This window comes from Chryseobacterium sp. ZHDP1, from assembly GCF_018603435.1.
Lineage (GTDB): Bacteria > Bacteroidota > Bacteroidia > Flavobacteriales > Weeksellaceae > Chryseobacterium > Chryseobacterium indicum.
The window spans coordinates 1086973-1108418 of the sequence record NZ_CP075682.1; the positions used below are offsets into that span (position 1 = coordinate 1086973).

Consider the following 21446-nt stretch of genomic DNA (forward strand, 5'->3'; position numbering starts at 1 on the left):
AAGATTGACTGTTGTTTTGTATATTTATTTGGTAATCAATAACATATATGGGATTTAGGCATTACAATCAAAATCAGTTGGTTTTGTTTCCTCATACTTTTGAGGATTTAATTTCATCGGAACATCCTGTCCGCATCGTCAATGATGTCTTAGAGAAGATTAATATTTCCAAATTATTAAGCGCTTACCGTAAAGAAGGCAATCCGAGTTACCATCCGGTAATGATGCTTAAGGTGATGGTTTTTGCATATATGGAAAACATTTATTCGTCAAGAAAAATAGAAAAGGCGATGCGTGAAAATGTTCTTTTTATGTGGCTTTCCAATATGAATATTGCTGATCATAACACTATTGCAAGATTCAGAAGTCAGAAATTGCAGTCCGCTTTCAAGGATATTTTTACCCAGGTGGTTTTGCTTTTGGCAGAAGAAGGATTGATTACTTTAAAGCAAGTCTACACGGACGGTACAAAGATAGAAGCACAAGCCAACCGTTATACTTTTGTTTGGGGAAAATCCATCCAAACCAATAAAGAAAAAATGCTTCAACAACTTGAAGAACTTTGGACTTATGCCCAAAGCATCGCTTCGGATGAAGATACAGATCCGCAGCCGCCGGAATTTAAAGAAATCAGTAAAGAAAAAATCCGGCAGACCGTTGAAAATATTAATCAAAAACTAAGCGGAAAAACTACTTCGGACAAAGGAAAAACCAAAGCAAAAGCGAAGCTGAATTATATCAAAAACAACTTTGAGAAAAACCTTGAAAAGTATGAGCTGCAGGAGGAAATTTTGAAAGAAAGAGGCTCTTACAGCAAGACCGATACGGATGCGACCTTTATGAGAATGAAGGAAGATCATATGAAGAACGGACAGCTCAAACCCGCTTACAATGCGCAGATTTCTACAGAGAATCAGTTTATTCTTAATTACACGCTTCATCAAAATCCCACGGATACAACGACTTTAGTGTCGCATTTAGATAATTTTAAAGAAAGTTATGGACAAGAAGTCTTCTCTGCAATAGAATCACTCACCGCAGATGCGGGTTACGGGAGTGAAGAAAATTATCAATTGTTAGAAGAACTTAAGATAGAAGCTTTCGTAAAGTACAATACCTTTGATAAAGAACAGGATGAGCATTATCAAAACAAGCACAAAACCTTTAGCAAAGAGCATTTACATTACAATCGGGAACAGGATTTTTACGTTTGTCCGATGGGACAAAAAATGGAGAAAACCCATGAAAGTACCACCAAAACGAAAAATGGTTTTATACAAAAACAATCGCATTACCAAGCCAAAAACTGTAGTGGTTGCCCGTTGAGAAGCAGGTGCCATCAGTCCAAAGAAAACCGCAGTATAGAGCGGAATCACAATCTGGAACGCCACAAAGAACTCGCCCGAAAACGACTGAAAAGCGAAGAAGGAATACAAAAACGTAAAAAAAGATGCTGCGATGTGGAACCTGTGTTTGCACATCTGAAACACAATCACCATTTTAAACGATTTATGCTCAAATCCATCAAAAAAGTAGAAATCGAGTTCGGATTACATGCTTTAGCACATAATTTAAGAAAAAAAGTGGCGTAAGATCCACATTTTATTTTAAAAATCAGCCAAAAAATCCAATCTGAAAAGTTTAATAAAAAAACCGCCTCATGGAAATGAGACGGCTTCTTTATTGTTTATTTTTTAGTTTTAGATATTTGCTTTACCAAAGTGTATCTTATGGAAGATCCGTCTGCCGGAGGATTTTCTATTTTTTCTGTTTTTACTTTTAAAACATATTCATAACCCGGTTCATAAGTAAAACCTTCGATATTGGTATAAAAATTCGTCCACGAATCTGAAGCGTTTTCTTTTACCTGAAGGCATTTCATGGGTGCAACTCCGGTGCAGTCTGCGGTTTCAGGACCTACAATAAATGTCTTTTCGTTCGCAGCAGCAACGTTGGAAGAAGTTGTACATTGCGTAAGAATCATAACAAAAATTGCAGAAAACGTTACTTTTAAAAATGTTGTGAAATTTTTCATAAATAAAATTTTAGGACTTGGTTGCAATTACTGTGCCGTGAAATGATCTTACAATTTACTTTTCAGCAGGTTTTTTATCTGAAACTCCCCAAAATTTCTGTCTCCCGATCAGCAGTTCAAAAAACAGCCTGAAGTCTGAAATCAGCGACCAAAGCGGATATTTGAAGGTTGCAGGTCGGTTTTTTTCAATCACTGCATGGCTGAACCACGCGAATCCGTACCCGAAGATCGGGACGTACCAGAGAAACCGTTCTTTTCCGGAGCTGATAACATATCCTATGACAAAAAAAACAAGCAATATGCCCAGAAAATGAAAGATTCTGGTTCCTGTTTTACTGTGTTCCGTAAGATAAAACTCATAGAACTCTTTGAAGGTTTTAATTCTTTCAGACATGATTATTTGTACTTTAAAGTTCCAATCATAAAAGTTTCAGAAGCATTCAATGCACGTGAATTTTTAGTCAGTTCCTTTATTACACCTTCATTCTTAATGTAATTGGAATGAATAAAATAAGTATCTTTGTTTTCGCGGGTAATGTAACCTGTATGAAAATCCAGTCCAACAATATAAACCTGATTTTTATTTTTACCTAAAATATAATGCTCCAGATCCTGCCTTTTGCTGAAATATTGTATATCAGTACAAAGCTTTTTAATCATTACAGATGAAGCCTGCTGCGCAAGATACGTTCTGTTGATATCAAAACCGTAATCCGATAAAGTATTCGTTACAAAATATCCGCAGGCAATACTTCCTTTCTGCGGCTCTCTGGAAGTTCCTGCAAAAGACCATGGCGTTTTTACCCAGTATTGAGGAACATTATTATTGATAAATTTAAAAAAATACTGCTTTTTCTCTGCTTCTGTTTTTTTATGAATTGCTGTTAAACATTCCTTATAACTCCGTTTTACTTCTGCACGGTTTGTTTGGGAATTGCCTTCATGATCAGATGTCTTTTTACAGCCTCCCAATATCAGAAGCGAAAAAACAAGCAGATATTTCATCATACGATTAAGCCTTACCCAATTTGCTGTTTCGATATCCGTAGCAGAAATAAATTACCAAACCTATAGCAAACCACAGTCCAAACCAGAACCAGTTGTCATGGCTCATTCCGGTAAGAAGATATAAACACGAGCTTAAACCGATTAACGGAATCAGAGATAGATTTTTAACAAATGCCAATACACAAAGCAGTAAGTTGACCAGAATAAAAAAGAAAATAGAAGCTCTGAATTCTCCTTCTTTAGGGTCTTTCCAGTCCATTAAATTATGGAAAAAATCAGGCTGCCAGAAATAGAAAACCACTAATCCGCCAATAAAAATAAGAGGGAAAATAAGCTTTCCGTTCACGTAAGGCAAGTGAAATCTTCCTTTGATCTTTTCTTTTGCCGGAAGCATTAAAACTCCTGCACAAACCAAAACGAAGGCGAAAATGGTTCCGATACTTGTAAAATCGAGAATGAAAGATTTATCGGTAAACAAGATCGGAATTCCCACCACAATTCCTGTAACTAAAGTCGCAAACGAAGGGGTTTTATATTTCGGATGTACTTCCTGAAATTTCTGCGGCATCAGTCCGTCACGGCTCATTGCGTACCAGATTCTCGGCTGTCCCATCTGGAACACCAAAAGAACGGTTGTAATGGCTACAATGGCTACAAAAGAAACAACAAGTTCCATCCATGCAACATTGGCATTTCCTTTTTCAAAAATAAAGGAAAGCGGATCTCCTACCCCATCGAATTTTCTGTAATCCACCATTCCGGTAAGAACCAGCGTTAAAGCGATATAGATAAATGTACACAATACCAGAGAAATAATCATACCTTTCGGAAGCGTTTTCTGAGGATCTTTTGTTTCTTCCGAAAGCACACTTAAGGCATCAAACCCGATATAAGCGAAGAAAACTCCTGAAACCGCACTCATTACGCCTGCAAAACCATTCGGCATGAAAGAAGTAACCTGAGTTTCCGGATTTAAAGGCGTCCAGTTATCTGTATTGATGTAAGCAAATCCTACTAAAATCACTAAAACAATCACCGCTAATTTCAGGATTACCAAAGCGTTATTGAAGTTTTTACTTTCCTTAACTCCTACATAACAAAGCCATGTAATCAATCCGTTGATGACCAAAGCCGGAACATCAACGATGAATTTTAAACTTCCGATTAACGGAGCATTCGTCCATGCATTAATCAGTTCTTTGTTTTCAGAACCGCTCATAAAAGCTTTTTTAGCTTCGGTATAACTGCACGTAAGATAATCAGGAATATGCATTCCTAAACGGTGCAGGAAACTTGTAAAATAATCCGACCACGAAAATGCGACGTAGATATTTCCGAAAGAATATTCCATAATCAGCGCCCAACCGATGATCCAGGCAATTAATTCCCCGAAACTTGCATACGCGTAAGTATACGCTGAACCCGCTGTCGGAATTCTACTGGCAAATTCTGCATAGCAAAGTGCAGTAAAACCGCACGCAAAACCACAAATCAAATATAGTAAGATCACACCGGGACCTCCTCTGAAGACGGCTTCGCCCAAACTGCTGAAACTTCCGGCTCCGATGATGGCGGCAATACCAAAAAATACGATGTCCCAAACACCCAAAACCCTCAATAAACTCGTAGATGTGTCTGTATCTGAATAGATTTTTCTTCTAAAAAGTTGATTCATTCAATTCTATATTTGATTCGAAAAAAGCAAATGTAATTATTTCTCTGAAATAATTTTTATTTTCTTAATCTTTCTTATCAAAAAGTTAAGAAGTCTTAAAAAAAAATTTGGTTACTAACAATGTGTTAAAACGCTTGCTTATACAATATCTTTTCAATATTTTCGTTGATAAATTGTGGATAAAAATTCCCGTAATTTTAAATATCTGAACCTGATCTTCAGGCTTCTTCATGTTAAAATTTAAAATTAATGAAATCGAAAAAAATACTTTTAGCGGCTGCTGTAATGTATTTCGGGATCTCCGATGCGCAACAGTCTCAGTACTTTACCCAAAAAGAAAACTACAGATTCAATCTCGCTGAAAATCTTTATCAGACCAAAATATACAACGCTTCACAATACGAATACGCCAGACAATATTTCTACAATCAGCATTTGTCGCGTTCGAGAAAAGAAGCTGCACAGTTTTTTGATAACGTGATCGGCGTCATTCTTCAGAAAAATCATGCGGAAGAAGGATTAACCGCTTTTATGAAAGAATATCCGAACTCTGCGTATTTTGCACAAGCAAATTTACCGTTGGCTGATTATTATTTGGCTAAAAAAGATTTCGCCAAAGCTCTGGAAACTCTGAAAAAAGTAAACCAGTATCAGCTTTCCAAAGAAGAAAATACACAATACATTCTGAAATTAGGATATGCCAAATTTATGATGGGCGATTCCAAAGGCGCAACAGATGCACTGGAAGAAGCTTATAAAACAGCAGACCAGTCCCAAAAAGGCGACATTGCTTATATGTTGGGACACTTGTATTATTCCAACAGGCAGAATGATAAAGCGTTCCGTTATTTTGATTCCATTAAAGAAGAACCGAAATATTCTAAACTGGTGCGTCCTTACTATGTTCAGATGTACTACAATGATAAAGATTATGATAAAGCGATCTCCGAAGGAACTGCTTTACTGAATGAAGATATTTCGGAATCTTACAAAGCAGAAGTTCACAAGATCATTGGTGAAAGTTATTTCATGAAAGACGATTACACTTCGGCGTACCCACATTTAAAAGATTATCTGAGCGTTCAGCAAAATCCGTCTGAAAATGATCTTTACGAGATGGGATTTGTAGCGGCTCAGCTTAAAAAATATGACGAAGCGGTTTCTTATTACAATCAATTGCTGAACAGCAATTCGGCTTTGGCTCAGAATGCTTACTATCAGCTTGGAAATGCTTATCTGGCGGTTGGTAAAAAACAGGAAGCACTTTCGGCTTTCCGTTCTGCCTATCAGATGAATTATGATAAGAATGTGAAAAAGCTTGCGCATGAACAATACGCTAAATTAAGCTACGACATCGGAAATCCGTTTGAAAGTGCTTCAACGGTAATTCAGAATTATATTAATGAAAACCAAAACGGCGCGAATGCTTCGGAAATGAGATCGCTTTTGGTGAAATCCTATTTATATTCCGGAAATTATAAGGAAACACTGAACGCGATTGACCGTTTACAGAGCTCAACGCCGGAAATCAATAAGATCGATCAGGAAGTTTCTTATCTTTTGGGAACGGAGGAATTTAACAAAGGAAATTATGATGAAGCGGAAAATTATTTCTTAAGAAGTTTAGGATTCAACATCAATAAAGAATTCAACAACAGAGCATTATACTGGTTAGGACAGGTGTATTATCAGAAAGGAAACTACCCTTCCGCAATCGCCCGTTATGAAAAATTACTGGGCGAAAATTTCCCTGAAAAGCAGCAGCTTCCTTATGATTTAGGCTATGCTTATTTCAAATCTAAAAAATTCGATCAGGCGGAAACGTATTTCAAGCAATATTTAGCAAATCCGAAACCTGAGTTTAAAAATGATGCAGAACTTCGTTTGGCAGATATTAATTACGCGAACAATAACCTGAACGAAGCGATTGCCATTTATGATAAAAATGAAGACGCAACAGATTATACGCTGTATCAGAAAGCAATGGCTTTAGGATTTAAAGGTGATACTCAGGCGAAAATTACCAACCTGAAAAACCTTTTATCCAAATATCCGGATTCTGATTATTATGACGATGCGCAGTACGAAATCGGGACAGCTTACGCAGCGCAGGACGATTTCAGTAACTCGAATGATTACTTTAATAAAGTGATTAAAACTTCGTCTGATAAAGATTTGGTTGCCAATGCATCAATTTACAGAGCCCAAAATTATATTGACCAAAACCAAAGCGATAAAGCTTTGTCTGAACTGAGATCGCTTGGAGAACAATATAAAAATACAGCGTATGCTGAAAAAATCGTTCAGGCTGCAAAACCAATCTTCACGAAAAACGGTGATGTTTCCGGCTATGAAACTTTTGCAAGAAATTTAGGCGTTAATATTGATGCTTCAGAAATTGATGAAATTAACTTATCGACTGCAAAACAGTATTTCACGAAGAAAGATTACAAAAACGCGATTTCATATTACGAGAAATATTTAACGCAGAATCCGACCGGAGAAGGGCTTTATCAGGCAAAATATGAGCTTGGTGAGAGTTATTATCAGACCAAAGATACTACAAAAGCACTGTTGGTTTTACAGGAAGTTGCCAATGTTCAGAATGATTATCAGGATGATGCACAAACCCGTTTAGCGCAAATCTTTGTCAATCAGGGTAATACGGCTGAAGCTAAAAAATATCTTGAAAATATTAAAAACTCATCAGACGTCAACATTAAAAATTACGCCAATGTTGAACTGATGAAAGTTTATGCCGATGAAAAGAACTTCTCTCAGGCTGAAAAATTAGCCGATGCGGTGATTGCAAACAATAAAAACTCCGCAGCGGTTATTGAGACGGCAAAAGTAATTAAGGCAAGAAGTCTGATGAATTCAGGAAAAGACAAAGACGCACAGTCAGCTTATGCTTCTCTTGAAAAATCATCAAACACCTCAGTTGCCGCAGAATCTCTGTACGCGAAAGCTTATTATCAAAACAAAGGAAAAGCGTTTAAATCTTCTAATGAAACGATCTTTAAATTAGCCAATAATTATGCTTCCGAAGAATATTGGGGAGCAAAAGCGCTTGTTCTGATGGCGAAAAACTATGTTGGTCTGAAAGACAATTATCAGGCAAGTTACACTTGTGATCAGATCATTGAGAATTATAAAGATTTCCCTGAAATTGTAGCGGAAGCGAAGGAAGTTAAAAAGCAGATTAAAAAGTAAAAATATATTTAATGTATCAATTTATCAATGTAACAGTTTACCAATCAAACTTTACATTGCCGGATTGCTGCATTGATAAATTGGCACATTATTAATACAAAAAGTAATGAATAAAAGAATTCAATTATTATCCATCATATTTTTAGGGGTTTCGTCGGTAGCGTTTTCCCAGATCAAAGAAGAAAAACTGATTCTCAATAAAAAAAGGGAACCGGAAGTAAAGAAGATCGAAAAAAAGAAAACTTCGGTAGAAACCATTAAAAATTATCCGCCGGAAGAAAAATCTCAGAATCCTGTACAGTACAATATTACGGATGTTCCTGCGGTTTCGGATTTTAAAACGTCAACCATTCAGGGAGCAGATGTGACCCCGAAATTCGAAGGTTCGGCGCAAAACAACTATATCCAGTTCGGAATGGGAAATTTCGGTAAAATTCTGGGCGATGCAAATATTTCGAAAACGCTGGAAAATAAAATTGAGGTTGGAGTGGATGCTCATTTTCTTTCAACACAGGGTTTAAAAAAGGAATACGACTGGGATTCTAAGCAGAGTTCGACCACTTTAGGAGCTTTTCTGAATTCCTACGGAGATAAAGGGAAATTCAATCTGAATGCTGAATATGGTTTGAACAGCTATAATTATTACGGAATTTATGCGCTGACTCCGAGCAATGATGTTGATCTGGATCAAAGAGTCAATCAGTTTAAAGTAAACGGTTATTATGATTTTTATTCGAACGAAATTCTGAATGACGTAAGAGTGAAATCTTCATTTTTAAAAGACCATTTTGATGCTCAGGAAAATCAGGCTTCCGTTTTGGCGAATTTCTCGAAACATGGGGTTGAAATCGGCAAATCAGGCATCAGTCTGAATGCAGATTTAGGCGTTGGTCTGGAAACCGTGAAAACTGAATTTTCGATCAGAGATAAAAATTCGTCCAACTTTTTCAATACAAATCTGAGCCCGAAAGTTACTTTCAGAAAAGGGGATTCCTACCTGAAATTAGGATCGCAGTTCGCGTTTCTGAATGGTAAAAACCAGAATGATCTGATGGCTGAGCAAATGAAAAACAACAAGACCTATTGGTTTCCGGAAGCTGAATTTCAGGTTGCTGCCGCGCAGGAATTTAAATTTTACGGGGGAGTTGACGGCGGTTTAAAGCTGAATACGTATTCGGATTTACTGCAGCAGAATCCTTTCATCGTTTCTGACCAGTATTTAAGACCTACCGAAACAAAATACCATTTTTATGTAGGTTTGAGAGGAGATATTGATGAAACTTTTAAGTATGATGTTTCTGCAGGATACGGAAAAATGAGAGACATTATGTTCTTTAAGGCAAATGATCTTTTTGACACGAATTTTACCCTGAACCGTTCTGCCTATAACTTCGCAAATACTTTTTCTGCGGTGTATGATGACGGAAATGTAGGAGACATCAAAGGTAGTTTACAGTATTTTCCTCTGGCAAATTTAGTGTTGGACGGAGAAGTAAAATTTACCAAGTTTGATCTTAAAAACTACGAAAATATCTATAACGTACCCTTGGTTACGGCAACAATCGGAGCAAAATATACGATGTTGGATCAAAAATTATTGTTAGGTTTTAAAGGGATTTTTGCCAGCGACAGAACAACGAATTCATTTATGATTCAGGGAGTTGGAAGTCCCATGTTCTATCAGTCTACAGAGAACACCAACGATAAAGTGGGAGGTTATGCAGATTTAAATTTGTCTGCAGAGTATAAAATTCACAAAAATTTCAGTATTTTCGCGCTTGGAAATAATCTTCTGAGTTCAAAATATCAGACGTACCAAGGCTATAAAGTTCTGGGTGCACAGGTTCTGGGAGGCGTGAAGATTACGTTCTAGAGTCTTAGGGTGGGAGAGTTTTTGTGTTTGAGTGTTTATTTATTCAGATTTAAAGCTCTCTTAGTCTCAAACCCTACAACTCAAATAGGCTGCATAGTTTAATGGATAGAACTTCGGATTTCGGCTCCGACAGTGAGGGTTCGAATCCTTCTGCGGTCACTTTTTAATGAAAAGAGAATTTGTAAATTATTAAAAACAAAGTGATTACATTTTCTCTTTTTTATTTTTGTGCCCAGAATCGTGCCCAAATTTAAGAAATACACTTTTTTTAATCTGCCTGAATTTAATTAAATCTATCTGAATACTAAAACAGATAAATTACATCTGTAGTGACAAATGTATAGAATAATTATTAAGATCGGAAATAATGCCCTGAACTCTCAAAATAATCATACATTATGCTCCGTGCGGTGGCTTCCCAATCAATAACAACCCAGTTAGGAATATTAAACGTATCATCTTCGTACAGCCATTGTACAAAATCTTCATCTGAACTAAATTCGCCGTAATAAAAATTATTCACGTACTCATACAAGCTTTGAAAATCAATTCTACCTAGACAATCAATACAAGCCTCGAACACTTCGAGATCATGCCCTGAATCGTTGATTTGTTCGGCTATTTCGTAAATATCAGGTGATAAATGGCATTCGCTAATCAATCCGAGTTTTTCAAACAGTTCGCAGTTTTCGTAATCGGAAAGCATGAACTCTGGATCTGATTCGTCTTTGTGCAGTTCCCGCATTGTTTCTAAAAGATCTTCATAATTCGAATAGTCTCCGAGATTTAGCCATTTTCCGTAAAGGCTTGAATTGTTGTACTTGGCGTACGTTCCTACATAGATACTAGCAGTATCAAGACAATTTCGTAAATTTGTCATGTTGATAAGTTTTAAGTCTGATTTAAAATTTATTGATTCGCCTAGTTGTGTTCCCGCACTTCTAGGCATTTTTTTATATTGAACCTTGTACACAAAGAAACAAGGCTGTTTTTAGTAGTAGAGTACAGCATAAATATACGACAAAAAGCCGATAAATACAAGTGTTTACAGCACTTTTTAACCAAAATATCAATACTTTGCAAGACTTGTTAAAATCTTTTTAACCACTCCGAGCGCGGGAAAATAAAAAAAGGTGTCAAAAAACCTAAAGACCTTGACAGGGGCACAACGAAAAAACCTCACTTATGGGGTGCAAAATCCTTATAGTAGGGAGACACCCGATGCCTATACAAAATTTTTGATATTTGATATAGGGGTATTTTTAACTTAAACATAATAGTATATGGCTTAATATTTGCACGTATTACAAACCAATTTTACTAAGATTTTCACAATACACACAAAAAATATAATAATATGATAATTAATGAAAATCTTTTAATTAGGTATGGTGCAGAGTACATAGATTATGAAGCAAATCAACCCATATTTCAAGAGGGTACTACACCAAAATTTTACTTTCAAATTGTTGAAGGTATTGTAGAATTAAATAATCTCAATGATGATGGCAGAGAGTTTACACAAAATATCTTAACAAACGGGCAATGCTTAGGCGAGTATTTATTATTCAATGAAAGAGTTTATCCTATGTCTGCTATTACTCAAACAGCCTGCACAGTAATAAAATTACATAAAGATGCTTTTTTCGATTTACTACAAAAAAATCCTAATGTTTTCATCAATATAATTAAATGCCTATCAGACAGGCTTTATTATAAATCTATAATGCTGTTTAATATATCATTAAATAATCCTACACAACGGTTACAAACTTTACTTGAATATTTTCATAATTACAATTTGCCTGATAAACAAACCTCAAATCATGTTCCTTTTACAAGAAAGCAATTAGCCAGTTTAACAGGATTGAGAGTTGAAACAGTTATCAGAACAGTAAAGAAAATGGAAAAAGAAAGAATATTAAAAATCGAAAACAGAAAAATATATTATTTGTAAATAGTAACCCAAGTAATACACACTTTCTCGGACTCCGCAGAAAAAAACCACTACTCCATCCCGAAAAGTTAGTTTAGGGTTGTTAGATGTGTTATAGATATGATGATAGATATAAATGATATATAGGTACTATGTTGCAGAAACTCCGACAACACCTCTTTTTATAGTAGTTTACACAGGTTTGCAGATATTAAAAGAATGTAATAAATTAGTGCCTGAAAATTTATTTTTTCATCCTCTGTGTTTTTAAAGTCCCTCGTTCTTTGAGGGACTTTTTTGTTTTTGGGGTAAATTGGCAGATATATATTGACAAAAGTACGTCCGTAAAAAAATTATTTTTCTACACCTCGCCAAAAACCGTAAAGAGGACTTAACCACACCAGAAAAGCTTTAACAGTATGAAAAAAAAATGTTTAAAATAAACTTCAGAAATTCATTTTTTCAGACTCATGCTATGAAAAACTGAATCTTAATTTGAACCCAATATAATCATACCCTATAAGTAAGCACTTTATAATAGTAATATAATGGGTAATACTCCTGCCCGACTTTGGTACAGTTTCCCACAATATATATGATACAGTTAGCTTAAATATGCACCCGTATAAAAAAAACATAAAATAACCTCATTCGTTTTTATTGAAAATCAAATTATTACAAATATTAATTCATAAAGATTAAAAAAATGATGTAATATATATTGTTTTTATTAATGCAATCCGTAAATTAGGAAGTTATCTATAATACAAAACGAACAACAATACTAAATGGAAGTACCTGTAAAAAATTTAGTTGAGACCGTAGATCTAACATCTGAAGATGTGCTTTTACCAATGCTTGAATGCGTTGTTAATTCGATTATAAGTTTACAAAAATCCCAGTTACCGATCGAAGAAAAAAAGATTCAAATTCAAATCACTAGAGGTGAATTGCCACAAAAATTGAATTTTGAAAATATTAAAACAATTTATGGTTTTAAAATTATAGATAACGGAGTGGGTTTTAACTCGCAAAACTATGAATCTTTTCAAACTCCATTTTCTCAAATAAATAAAGATTTTGGTTGTAAAGGAATTGGAAGATTTACAGTATTAGCAGCTTATAAAGATTTTGAAGTTGATAGTAATTTTAAAGAAAATAAAGTTTGGCATAATCGTAAATTCAAATTTTCAACTGAAAATGAAATTGAAGTTATAGACTTCAAAGAATCTGAAAATAGTGATTGGAAAACGGTTATTAATATTCAAAATTGCACTAACAAAATCGTTAGCGAAAAATCGGCATTAACAACATTACAAATTAGTGAAGCAATTATGCAACATTGCTTTATTTATTATTTAAATAGTTCACTTCCAAGTATTGAATTAATTGACTTAGAAAATAATGAAGCAGAAGTAATTAATGAATTATTTGTAAAGGTTTCTAAGGAAAAGGAACGAGATTTTAACCTAAAAGGTGAAAAATTCAAGTTCTATATAACAAAAACAATTAAAGAAGGTAATAGAAAAAACAACTATTTATATTATTGTGCAAATAATCGAACTGTTGGTAATCCTAAAAATATTAAAACAATAAACTCTATATTTTCGTATCCTGTTTTGATTGAAAATGACTATTATTTTTTTGATATTTATGTAGTTTCTGAATTTTTAAACAGAAAAGTTTTTAATGCAAGAAATGGTTTTAACATTCCGAAAGAACGTGAGAATTTACTTTTTAGTGAAACTGAACCTATAACGTTTCAAGATATAGAAGAAAAAATATCAGAAATCCTTGAAAACGAATATGATGAATTTGTAAAAGTCGCCAAAGAAAAGAACATAAATAATATTAAAAGTTATATTAAAAATAAAGCGCCTCGATTTAATTCGTTTTTAAGAAATGAAGAGATCCTAAATAGAGTTCCGCCAAATTTAACTGAAGACAAACTTGAAGAATATCTCTATAAAATTTCATTTAATGCACGTAAAAGTGTAGAAAGTAATATTGAGAAATTTATTGAATGTAAAGATTTAAATGAGGAAACAATTGAGAAAATAAAAGATGATATAAAAGCTAAAACGGCATATGATGTTGATAGTTTAGCAGATTATATGACAAGAAGAAAAGCAATATTAGATTTGTTTGATAAGTTCTTAGATGCAGATGAAAATGGTGATTATAAGCTAGAGGAAGATATTCATAATTTAATTTTTCCATTAGGCTTGACTAACAACGAACTTGATTACGAAAATCATAATTTATGGATTTTAGATGAGAGATTCATTTCTTACAAGTTCATTGCTTCAGATAAATCAATTACATCATTTTCACAAGTAAAAAGTAGTAAAGAGCCAGATTTAATTTTAACAGAAAATCCCGAAATGTTTGATAATCCAATAAGTTTTGGTGATAAATCAAGTGGTGAGGTTAACTCAATGGTTATTTTTGAGTTTAAGAGACCTGGAGATATTGCACATCAAAAGAGAAAAACCGATTATACTTGGGAGTTTTCGGAATTAGTAGAACCTTATTTTGATGAATTTATATATAAACCTATAAAGAAGAATTATAAAGGTAATCAAGTAATAGTTAAAGAATCTACTCCTAAGTTTGGTTACATAATACTTGATATTATCCCAGAACCATTAGAACGTTATAATAAAGGTCGTGGATGGAAAAAAACACCTTTTGGTACATTTTTCAAAATATCAGGAGAATTGAATTTGCATATTGAAGTAATGACATTTAGACAATTACTAAATTCATCAAAGCAAAGACATAATCCATTTTTTAATAAATTATTTGTATAAATTGTACTACAGCTAATAGCTAAGTTTTCGTTGCTTGCGAAGCACGAACAATGAAAACTCTATTGAACCCTTCGACAAGCTTGGGTTTATCGTAAAACATAAAGATACAAGAGACTTTTGAAGGAGTCTCTTTTTTTGTGTATGATGACACACGAACCTTTACATTTTCAATAAAAAACAAACTGTTACATAATTACAAAAATTCTTATATTAGCACCTCAAATTTTATCGAAAACGAAAAAGCGTTAATAATTATTCTGCTAATAGGAATCTGGTAAATTCAAAAAGTAGTGCAGAATGGTAAGTTGAACGCTCACGTCCATATTTAACGGGACGTGGGTTTCGCTTGCTTGCACTACAAGGCTTACCAGAGCCTCTATTAGTAAGTAAGAGTTACGAGCCTGCGTCCTTTTTCCATTATAAAACCCAAACAAACTGCACTTTAGGCTCGGGTGACACAAAATCACTTATGACAAAACTATTATTATCAGTAGTAATGGTACTATCCAGTACCCTATGTTTCTCCCAAAACTATTATTTCAGCCACCGAAAAGAAAGTATAAAGTATACGGACAGCTACGGGCAGACGCAATACAAAACTATTGCTAACGAAACCTCAGATTACAAGTTTTATTTCGAAGTATCTGCCGATGGAAGAGCAACCCAACTTTTTACAGTTTATAATAACGGACAGGAAGCATATTGGGCGGCTGAATTAAAAAAATCAGGATATAAAGAGATCGGAGGTACAATTTTTAAACAATCCCTGTACTACAATACCGCATCCAAAGAAAACATTTACGTGTTTATATCTCAGGATTACAAGAAAATTGTTGTAATGTCAAATGATGGAATCGCTGAATATTATTAATATGGAAAAGAAAACTATTCAGGTTGACAGCAATATACCTAAATCAGTGTTGATAGGTTTTATACTCGCATTTGTAACAGTTTTTACAGTAGAACACTTTAGTACATTCTCATACATCCCCAATCTTAGCACACCAAGTATTGACAATAGTGGTAAGATTGTTTTAAGCGGAACATACGACACCCGCACAACACCTGTAGGCGCATTGTACCAAACAACGCCTTTTGGAACCCGAATAGACCTCCCGACAAACGGCATGATGTGCAGTGAGCTACTGTATGATTCCGAGTTCAGGAGCTATTCCAATAAGATCGTGCTATATGCAAAGTCAGTATTCAATGATTACAAATACCTTTTGCTGTTTTGGATGGCATACACACTCATCGTCCTGTTTTTTAAAAGATACCGATTAAAGGTTTTGATATTAACCTTCCCAATCACTATAACAAATTGTGAAAATAAGATCGTGCAGGAAAAGACCTCCATACAAAGCGATTCTACGGCTCAAAATCTAAAAAGAACACAAAACATCCCCCAACCACAAAAAGAGCAGATAAAACACGCGTTTGTCGTTTTTAAAGTACGTGATAAATACTTTGACCATAAAGAATCTGTAATGGTTACAGGTATATTTGATACTCCTTTTTTTATCGACGCTGATGAAGAATACAAAATACTTGACGATGTACAGGAACAATGCAGGTTACAACTATTTGACAAAAACATTCTTGAAAGATTTATGATGCGGTTTGACAGTTATGCACAGGCAAGTCGGGAGAAAGAAAGAATATTAAAAATAAACAGTACTACATACCCAGAACAGTACGAACCTGATTTGACAGATTCTGTTTCGACATCTGTAAACAATTATTAGAATAAATTACGTCAAGATTTGACGTTTTGCAGATCTACATTTACGGACAGAAATAAATTACTGAATGAAAAATATGGGGAAAATACCCATGTTGTACACCAATGATTATTTCTAAATTGTCGACCAAATAAAAATTAACTATGTAAAAAATTCACAAGTATCATGAGAAAAAATTTATCGAAATTCCTTCTCGCATTCACAGGAATGCTTATAAGTGCGTATACCTATGCACAAACCACCCCAAGCAATACAGAAAACTACATTGAGAGTACCCGATGTCTGGATGCAGACTGTGTAAAGAAGTCTGTAACCGTAGAATATCTGGACGGACTGGGAAGAACCAAACAGATCGTTCAGGTTAAAGCTTCCCCCACGGGAAAAGATGTTGTTACCCACGTAGAATATGACGGATTCGGCAGACAGGTTAAAGATTACCTGCCTGTACCGCAAAACGGAACGTTAAACGGAGCTATCGTTCCCAATCCTTTAGCCAATGCCGTGAATCCGAATCTGTACGGAAATGAAAGAATATTTTCTGAAAAGAAACTGGAAAATTCACCTTTAGACAGATTACAACAGCAGACCAAAGCAGGAACAGCATGGGCAGACAAACCCATTACATACGAATATCTCGCCAACTCAGCTAATGAAATCAGAAGATATGTTACCACTACTTCAGCAGTAGACGGAATCATGAACTCAACCCTTAAAGTAGCGGATAATACTTTGGCGGTGAATGGTTTTTATAAAGAAACTACAATCCGTAAAAGAAAGATTACCGATGAAGACGGAAACACAACCTACGAGTACACCAACGGAGATGATGAACTGATCCTGAGCAGAAAGGTACTGAGTGCTACTGAAAATGCAGATACCTACTACATTTACAATGAATATGCGCAACTGGCTTTTATTATTCCTCCTCTGGCTTCGGAAGCCATCAAAAACCTTCCCGCAGGAACTCAGATTCCCGATGAGATACTCAATAACCTTTGTTATCAGTACCGACTTGACGGATTAGACCGTGTAGCAGAAAAGAAACTGCCTAACAAGGGATGGGAGTATTTTGTTTATGACAAACAGGACAGATTGGTTTTAGCGCAGGATGCCGTACTGAAAACAGCTTTTAACAACTTCCAGTCAAGGGGATGGATATTTACAAAATATGATGAGTTCAGCAGGGTTGCTTACACAGGATTTTTTAGCAATTCCCAGTCAAGGGCAGAAATACAGGCGTATCTTAATACACTTACCGCTAATGGCGGGAATTATGAAATTCGGCTTAATGATCCCAGTTTAATAAGCGGACTGAACCTGTATTACAGGAATCTTGCTTATCCTTCTTCCAATATTACGCTTTTAAGCGTTAATTATTACGATACTTACCCTCCTGATTCCCCACCCTTTCCGCCAACGGTTTTAGGACAGTACACATTAAGGGATCATGTGGGGGTAAATGAGGATGCTTCAACCAATAATTTAAAAACAGCACAGTATCTAAAAAATATCGAAGATAACCGCTGGACGAAAAACTATGATTATTATGATACTTTTGGAAAGGTTATTGCCACAAGGTCGTACAATCATTTAGGGGGTTACACCCATAAGGATTTACTGCTTGACTTTACAGGGCAGACCGAAAAAAGCATCACCTATCACAAAAGATTAAGCACCGATACTGAAAAAGTTGTTACCGAAACATTTGAGTATGATGCCCAAAACAGGCTTTTGGTACAGAAACATCAGGTAGACAATAAGCCGATAGAAATTATTGCGCAAAATGAATACAACGAACTTTCCCAACTGAAAAACAAAAAGGTAGGCGGAACAAACCCTGCACAGCCTTTGCAAAGCATAGATTATACCTACAATATACAGGGATGGCTTACAAAGGTGAACAATCCGCAAAATCTCGGGAACAAGCTTTTTGCCTACGAACTGAAATTCAACAATCCTGTCAATACCAATCTTTCTTTTCCCTATTTTAACGGAAGCATTGCGGAGTCTGACTGGATTTCTTCTTCAGGGGAAGGACTGAAAAGATATTCCTACAAATATGATCCTTTGGGAAGGCTGAAAAGCGGAATCTATTCTGAGCCGAACGCTTCTGTTCCCGAAAATAACTACTACAACGAGATTCTTACCTATGACCTTAACGGCAACGTCAAAACGCTGAAAAGAAACAGATATCTTATCGGGGTTGGCGCACAGATTATTGATGATCTTGCATTTTCTTATACAGGAAACAGGCTTGATACTGTTACGGAAAGTTCTGGCAATTATTATGGTTATCCCGATACTTCGGGAACTGCCATTACGTATGACGGCAACGGAAATATGCAGAGCCAGATTGATAAAAATATTTTACAGATCGATTATAATTTCCTGAATCTTCCGAGCTATATTAAATTTAACAAATCGGTTTCAAGGAAAGGGGCGATTTACTACGTTAATACAGGATATTTGTACCGAGCGGATGGTGTGAAGCTTCGTAAAAGCTACAATTATTTTACAGGGCGAACCAATGTCGGGACTTCATCGGTAAACGAATATTTCGATGGTTTCCAGTACAAAAATTCAGATTCTTCTGTACAGCCTGACGGAAGTTATACTATGGCATTACAGTTTGTGCCGACAGAAGAAGGATATTACGATTTCATTCAAAATAAGTATTTTTACCAATATAAAGATCAGGTCGGAAATATCAGGCTGTCGTTTTATAAAGATGCTTCGGGAAATGCAGTAGCAGACAGAATTTCGGATTTCTACCCTTTCGGGATGGATTTTGGCGGTGACGGAATGAATATTTCAGGATCTTTATCTCCCAACTACCTGTATTCTTTTCAGGAACAGGAAAGACAGGAAGAGACAGGATGGAGTTCTTTTAAATGGCGAAACTATGATCCTTCGTTTGTAAGGTTCTTTAATATTGATCCGTTGGCGGAAAAGTATGCTTATCAGTCCCCTTTCAATTTCTCTGAAAATGCCGTAGTAGCACACAGGGAACTTGAAGGACTGGAAAGTATAGGCGTTTTGGGTACAGGTCTGGCTGCTCCTGTTCTCACTCCCTCACCTACCTACAATAATAATTCTGTTGGCAGAATGACTCCCCAGTGGATGCAGAACATGAACAACAGGAACTCAATGAATACTATTATTGCAACCAGTGCTGTAATCTATGGTGTGAAAAAGTTTAAAGAAGTTGCCAACCGTGTGTTGAATAGCGAGGGTGAGAGTGGAAAAGCAGAAAAAAAAGACGGATCTGAAAAGAAAAAAGTTCCAAATCCACACGGACCTAAAGGAAATCCTGATCATCAAGAAAAAGTGAAAGAATTGGAAGAAAAAGGTAAAGCTGAATTTCCAGATGACGATGTTATTACCGAAAAGAAAATTAAAAAAGAAGGTTCTAACAGAAGACCAGACGTACAAGTTGTTGATAAAGAAACTGGAGAAACAAAAAAAATATATGAGGCGGAAAGAAGACCAAACAGTGCTCGAAATAAAAAACGAGAAGAAGAATATAAAAGACTAAATATCCCTAATGAAACTCACCCAGTAGGAAACTAAAAAATATTTGATATGCCCGATACAAGCTATTATATAAACGATCAGTCCCGTAAGTCTTTGTTTGATTACATTACATCAATAAATGGTAAACTGATTCCAGATATTCATTATGATGAAGCAGAATTTGTATTTATTGAAAGCAGTGAACAATTTTTAGATTTCATAAAAAATAATACCGTAAGATTTTTTATTATTTCTAAAGATTTTTCAGAACAGGAACTTGTTATTAAAAAAAATAGATTTATAGAAAAACCAACATATCACATTGTTCAGCGTGTAGGAGGACCATATATTGATTTAGCTTTATATAGAGGGTTTGCACAACATTCTACCATAAAATATAAAAGGACTGATCTTGGATATTATCCGAAGTTTTTAGACAGAGAAGATTTATCTATTGAACACATTACTAATAATAATGTTAAGATTTTTTATTCAAAACTTGTTAAGTTTTTAAAAGGAAGATGTGATCTGAAACAAGTAAATGGTAAGAAGTATTATGTTGATAAAGATATAGAAATCAACCAAAACTTAAATACTCATTGAAGAGATTAACACCGATGATAAATAAATTTAGTGAAGACTTAAATACAGCAGTAATTACAACAAAATTCATTTTAGAAGATAAAAGTCCAATTTTGTATGTATTTCATTATGAAGAAGATGGTATGTGGCAATTTTCAGGTAATGAAAACGAAATAAATGATAATGATTACAAGGTCATTTCCTTGCAGGAAATAATAAATATTGATTCTTCAATATTAGAAATTGCTAACCTAGCATTAAATCATATGGCATTTCGAGAATCAAAAAAAGATTCATGGAAAATAAAACCAATAGAAGATTAAACAAGCTTATCACTAAAGATTAAAACGAATAGTCATATAGCTTCTGAAAAATACAAAACAGAATATTACAAATACTTTAGCATTATATTAAATCCTGATCGAAGTAAAAATTCATAAATACAAATGATTGGCTCTACCCGCCTATGGTAGAACCAATCATTTTAATTTTACAGTATAAATTACCCTTAATATATAGACCGATTTTGTCCTTTTTCACATCCCCGATAACCTTATACCTTTGTGTATAAGGTTTTTATAATATAATTACGTTTTTCCATAATTATGGAATTAAAAAAATGATTAAATTGTTGATAATTTTAATTATAAAACTTAAACAAAAACAAATGGTAATTACAACAGCAATAGTAACATCTTTACTATTAAATCTAACACAAAAAGGACTTGAAAAAGCATTTGAAACGGGTGGTGAAAAAATATCAGAAGGTGCAATGAGTTGGGTTAAAGGCTTATTTTATAAAAATGGAGAACCTAAAAAAGCTCTTAAAGAACTTCAAGATGATCCAACTAATGCGAATAAACAAGAAGTTGCCAAAGGTATTATTGAAAACAGTATTGAAGATGATGAAAACAATTTGAAATATTTTGAGGAATTAATTAAAAATCTTCCAAAATCAGAAAATACAATATCAAATAGTAAAAATGTTGTAACAGGAAATATATCAGTAGGAGGAAACTCAATTGTTGGAGACGGAAATACAATAAACTAAAGAAT

At 34.7% G+C, this 21446-nt stretch carries 16 protein-coding genes and 1 tRNA gene; 12 read left to right on the plus strand and 5 right to left on the minus strand.

Going from position 1 to position 21446, the window contains the following annotated elements; all coding sequences use genetic code 11:
- Positions 1 to 47: 47 nt before the first annotated feature.
- Positions 48 to 1592, plus strand: coding sequence for an IS1182 family transposase (locus KKI44_RS04900; protein ID WP_214590076.1), 1545 nt, complete (start codon positions 48 to 50; stop codon positions 1590 to 1592).
- Positions 1593 to 1687: 95 nt separating this feature from the next.
- On the opposite strand, the gene KKI44_RS04905 is transcribed toward KKI44_RS04900, so the two are convergent.
- The 4 genes from KKI44_RS04905 to KKI44_RS04920 are packed head-to-tail and all read right to left on the minus strand — an operon-like array spanning position 1688 to position 4718.
- Entirely contained in the window at positions 1688 to 2035 is a 348-nt protein-coding gene (locus KKI44_RS04905; RefSeq protein WP_076394622.1) for a DUF4377 domain-containing protein, read from the minus strand.
- A gap of 55 nt (positions 2036 to 2090) precedes the next feature.
- Positions 2091 to 2429, minus strand: a complete 339-nt coding sequence (locus KKI44_RS04910; protein ID WP_214590099.1) for a DUF962 domain-containing protein — start codon at positions 2427 to 2429, stop codon at positions 2091 to 2093.
- A 2-nt stretch (positions 2430 to 2431) separates the two neighbouring features.
- Positions 2432 to 3043, minus strand: a complete 612-nt coding sequence (locus tag KKI44_RS04915; RefSeq protein WP_214590100.1) for a hypothetical protein — start codon at positions 3041 to 3043, stop codon at positions 2432 to 2434.
- 4 nt (positions 3044 to 3047) lie between these two features.
- Complete coding sequence (locus tag KKI44_RS04920; protein WP_214590101.1) at positions 3048 to 4718, minus strand: APC family permease; 1671 nt, start codon at positions 4716 to 4718, stop codon at positions 3048 to 3050.
- A gap of 249 nt (positions 4719 to 4967) precedes the next feature.
- Between KKI44_RS04920 and KKI44_RS04925 the strand changes: the two genes are divergently transcribed.
- The 3 genes from KKI44_RS04925 to KKI44_RS04935 all read left to right on the plus strand — a co-directional run bounded on the left by KKI44_RS04925 (position 4968) and on the right by KKI44_RS04935 (position 9963).
- A complete protein-coding gene (locus KKI44_RS04925; RefSeq protein WP_214590102.1) occupies positions 4968 to 7931 on the plus strand; it encodes a tetratricopeptide repeat protein in 2964 nt (987 codons plus the stop codon).
- A gap of 106 nt (positions 7932 to 8037) precedes the next feature.
- Positions 8038 to 9804, plus strand: a complete 1767-nt coding sequence (locus KKI44_RS04930; RefSeq protein WP_214590103.1) for a TonB-dependent receptor — start codon at positions 8038 to 8040, stop codon at positions 9802 to 9804.
- Between the two features lie 87 nt (positions 9805 to 9891).
- Positions 9892 to 9963 (plus strand) — tRNA-Arg (locus KKI44_RS04935).
- A gap of 193 nt (positions 9964 to 10156) precedes the next feature.
- Here the strand turns inward: KKI44_RS04935 and KKI44_RS04940 are convergent.
- A complete protein-coding gene (locus KKI44_RS04940) occupies positions 10157 to 10684 on the minus strand; it encodes an antirestriction protein ArdA (protein ID WP_214590104.1) in 528 nt (175 codons plus the stop codon).
- Between the two features lie 477 nt (positions 10685 to 11161).
- Here KKI44_RS04940 and KKI44_RS04945 point away from each other — a divergent pair, with 477 nt between their 5' ends.
- The 8 genes from KKI44_RS04945 (at position 11162) to KKI44_RS04980 (ending at position 21441) form a co-directional block, all read left to right on the plus strand.
- Positions 11162 to 11761 (plus strand): Crp/Fnr family transcriptional regulator, encoded by a 600-nt coding sequence (locus tag KKI44_RS04945; protein ID WP_214590105.1) that lies wholly within the window; start codon positions 11162 to 11164, stop codon positions 11759 to 11761.
- 767 nt (positions 11762 to 12528) lie between these two features.
- Positions 12529 to 14553: a hypothetical protein gene (locus KKI44_RS04950; RefSeq protein WP_214590106.1), complete on the plus strand. Its 2025-nt coding sequence runs from the start codon at positions 12529 to 12531 to the stop codon at positions 14551 to 14553.
- A 469-nt stretch (positions 14554 to 15022) separates the two neighbouring features.
- Positions 15023 to 15424 (plus strand): hypothetical protein, encoded by a 402-nt coding sequence (locus KKI44_RS04955; protein WP_214590107.1) that lies wholly within the window; start codon positions 15023 to 15025, stop codon positions 15422 to 15424.
- 1 nt (position 15425) lies between these two features.
- Entirely contained in the window at positions 15426 to 16298 is an 873-nt protein-coding gene (locus tag KKI44_RS04960) for a hypothetical protein (RefSeq protein ID WP_214590108.1), read from the plus strand.
- A 162-nt stretch (positions 16299 to 16460) separates the two neighbouring features.
- On the plus strand, positions 16461 to 19865 hold the full coding sequence (locus KKI44_RS04965; protein WP_214590109.1) for a DUF6443 domain-containing protein: 3405 nt from the start codon (positions 16461 to 16463) through the stop codon (positions 19863 to 19865).
- 12 nt (positions 19866 to 19877) lie between these two features.
- Positions 19878 to 20411, plus strand: coding sequence for a hypothetical protein (locus KKI44_RS04970; RefSeq protein ID WP_214590110.1), 534 nt, complete (start codon positions 19878 to 19880; stop codon positions 20409 to 20411).
- Positions 20408 to 20713: a DUF2185 domain-containing protein gene (locus tag KKI44_RS04975; protein WP_214590111.1), complete on the plus strand. Its 306-nt coding sequence runs from the start codon at positions 20408 to 20410 to the stop codon at positions 20711 to 20713. The genes KKI44_RS04970 and KKI44_RS04975 overlap by 4 nt, the downstream gene beginning before the upstream one ends.
- A 344-nt stretch (positions 20714 to 21057) precedes the next feature.
- Positions 21058 to 21441, plus strand: coding sequence for a hypothetical protein (locus KKI44_RS04980; RefSeq protein ID WP_214590112.1), 384 nt, complete (start codon positions 21058 to 21060; stop codon positions 21439 to 21441).
- The last annotated feature ends 5 nt before the right edge of the window (positions 21442 to 21446 follow it).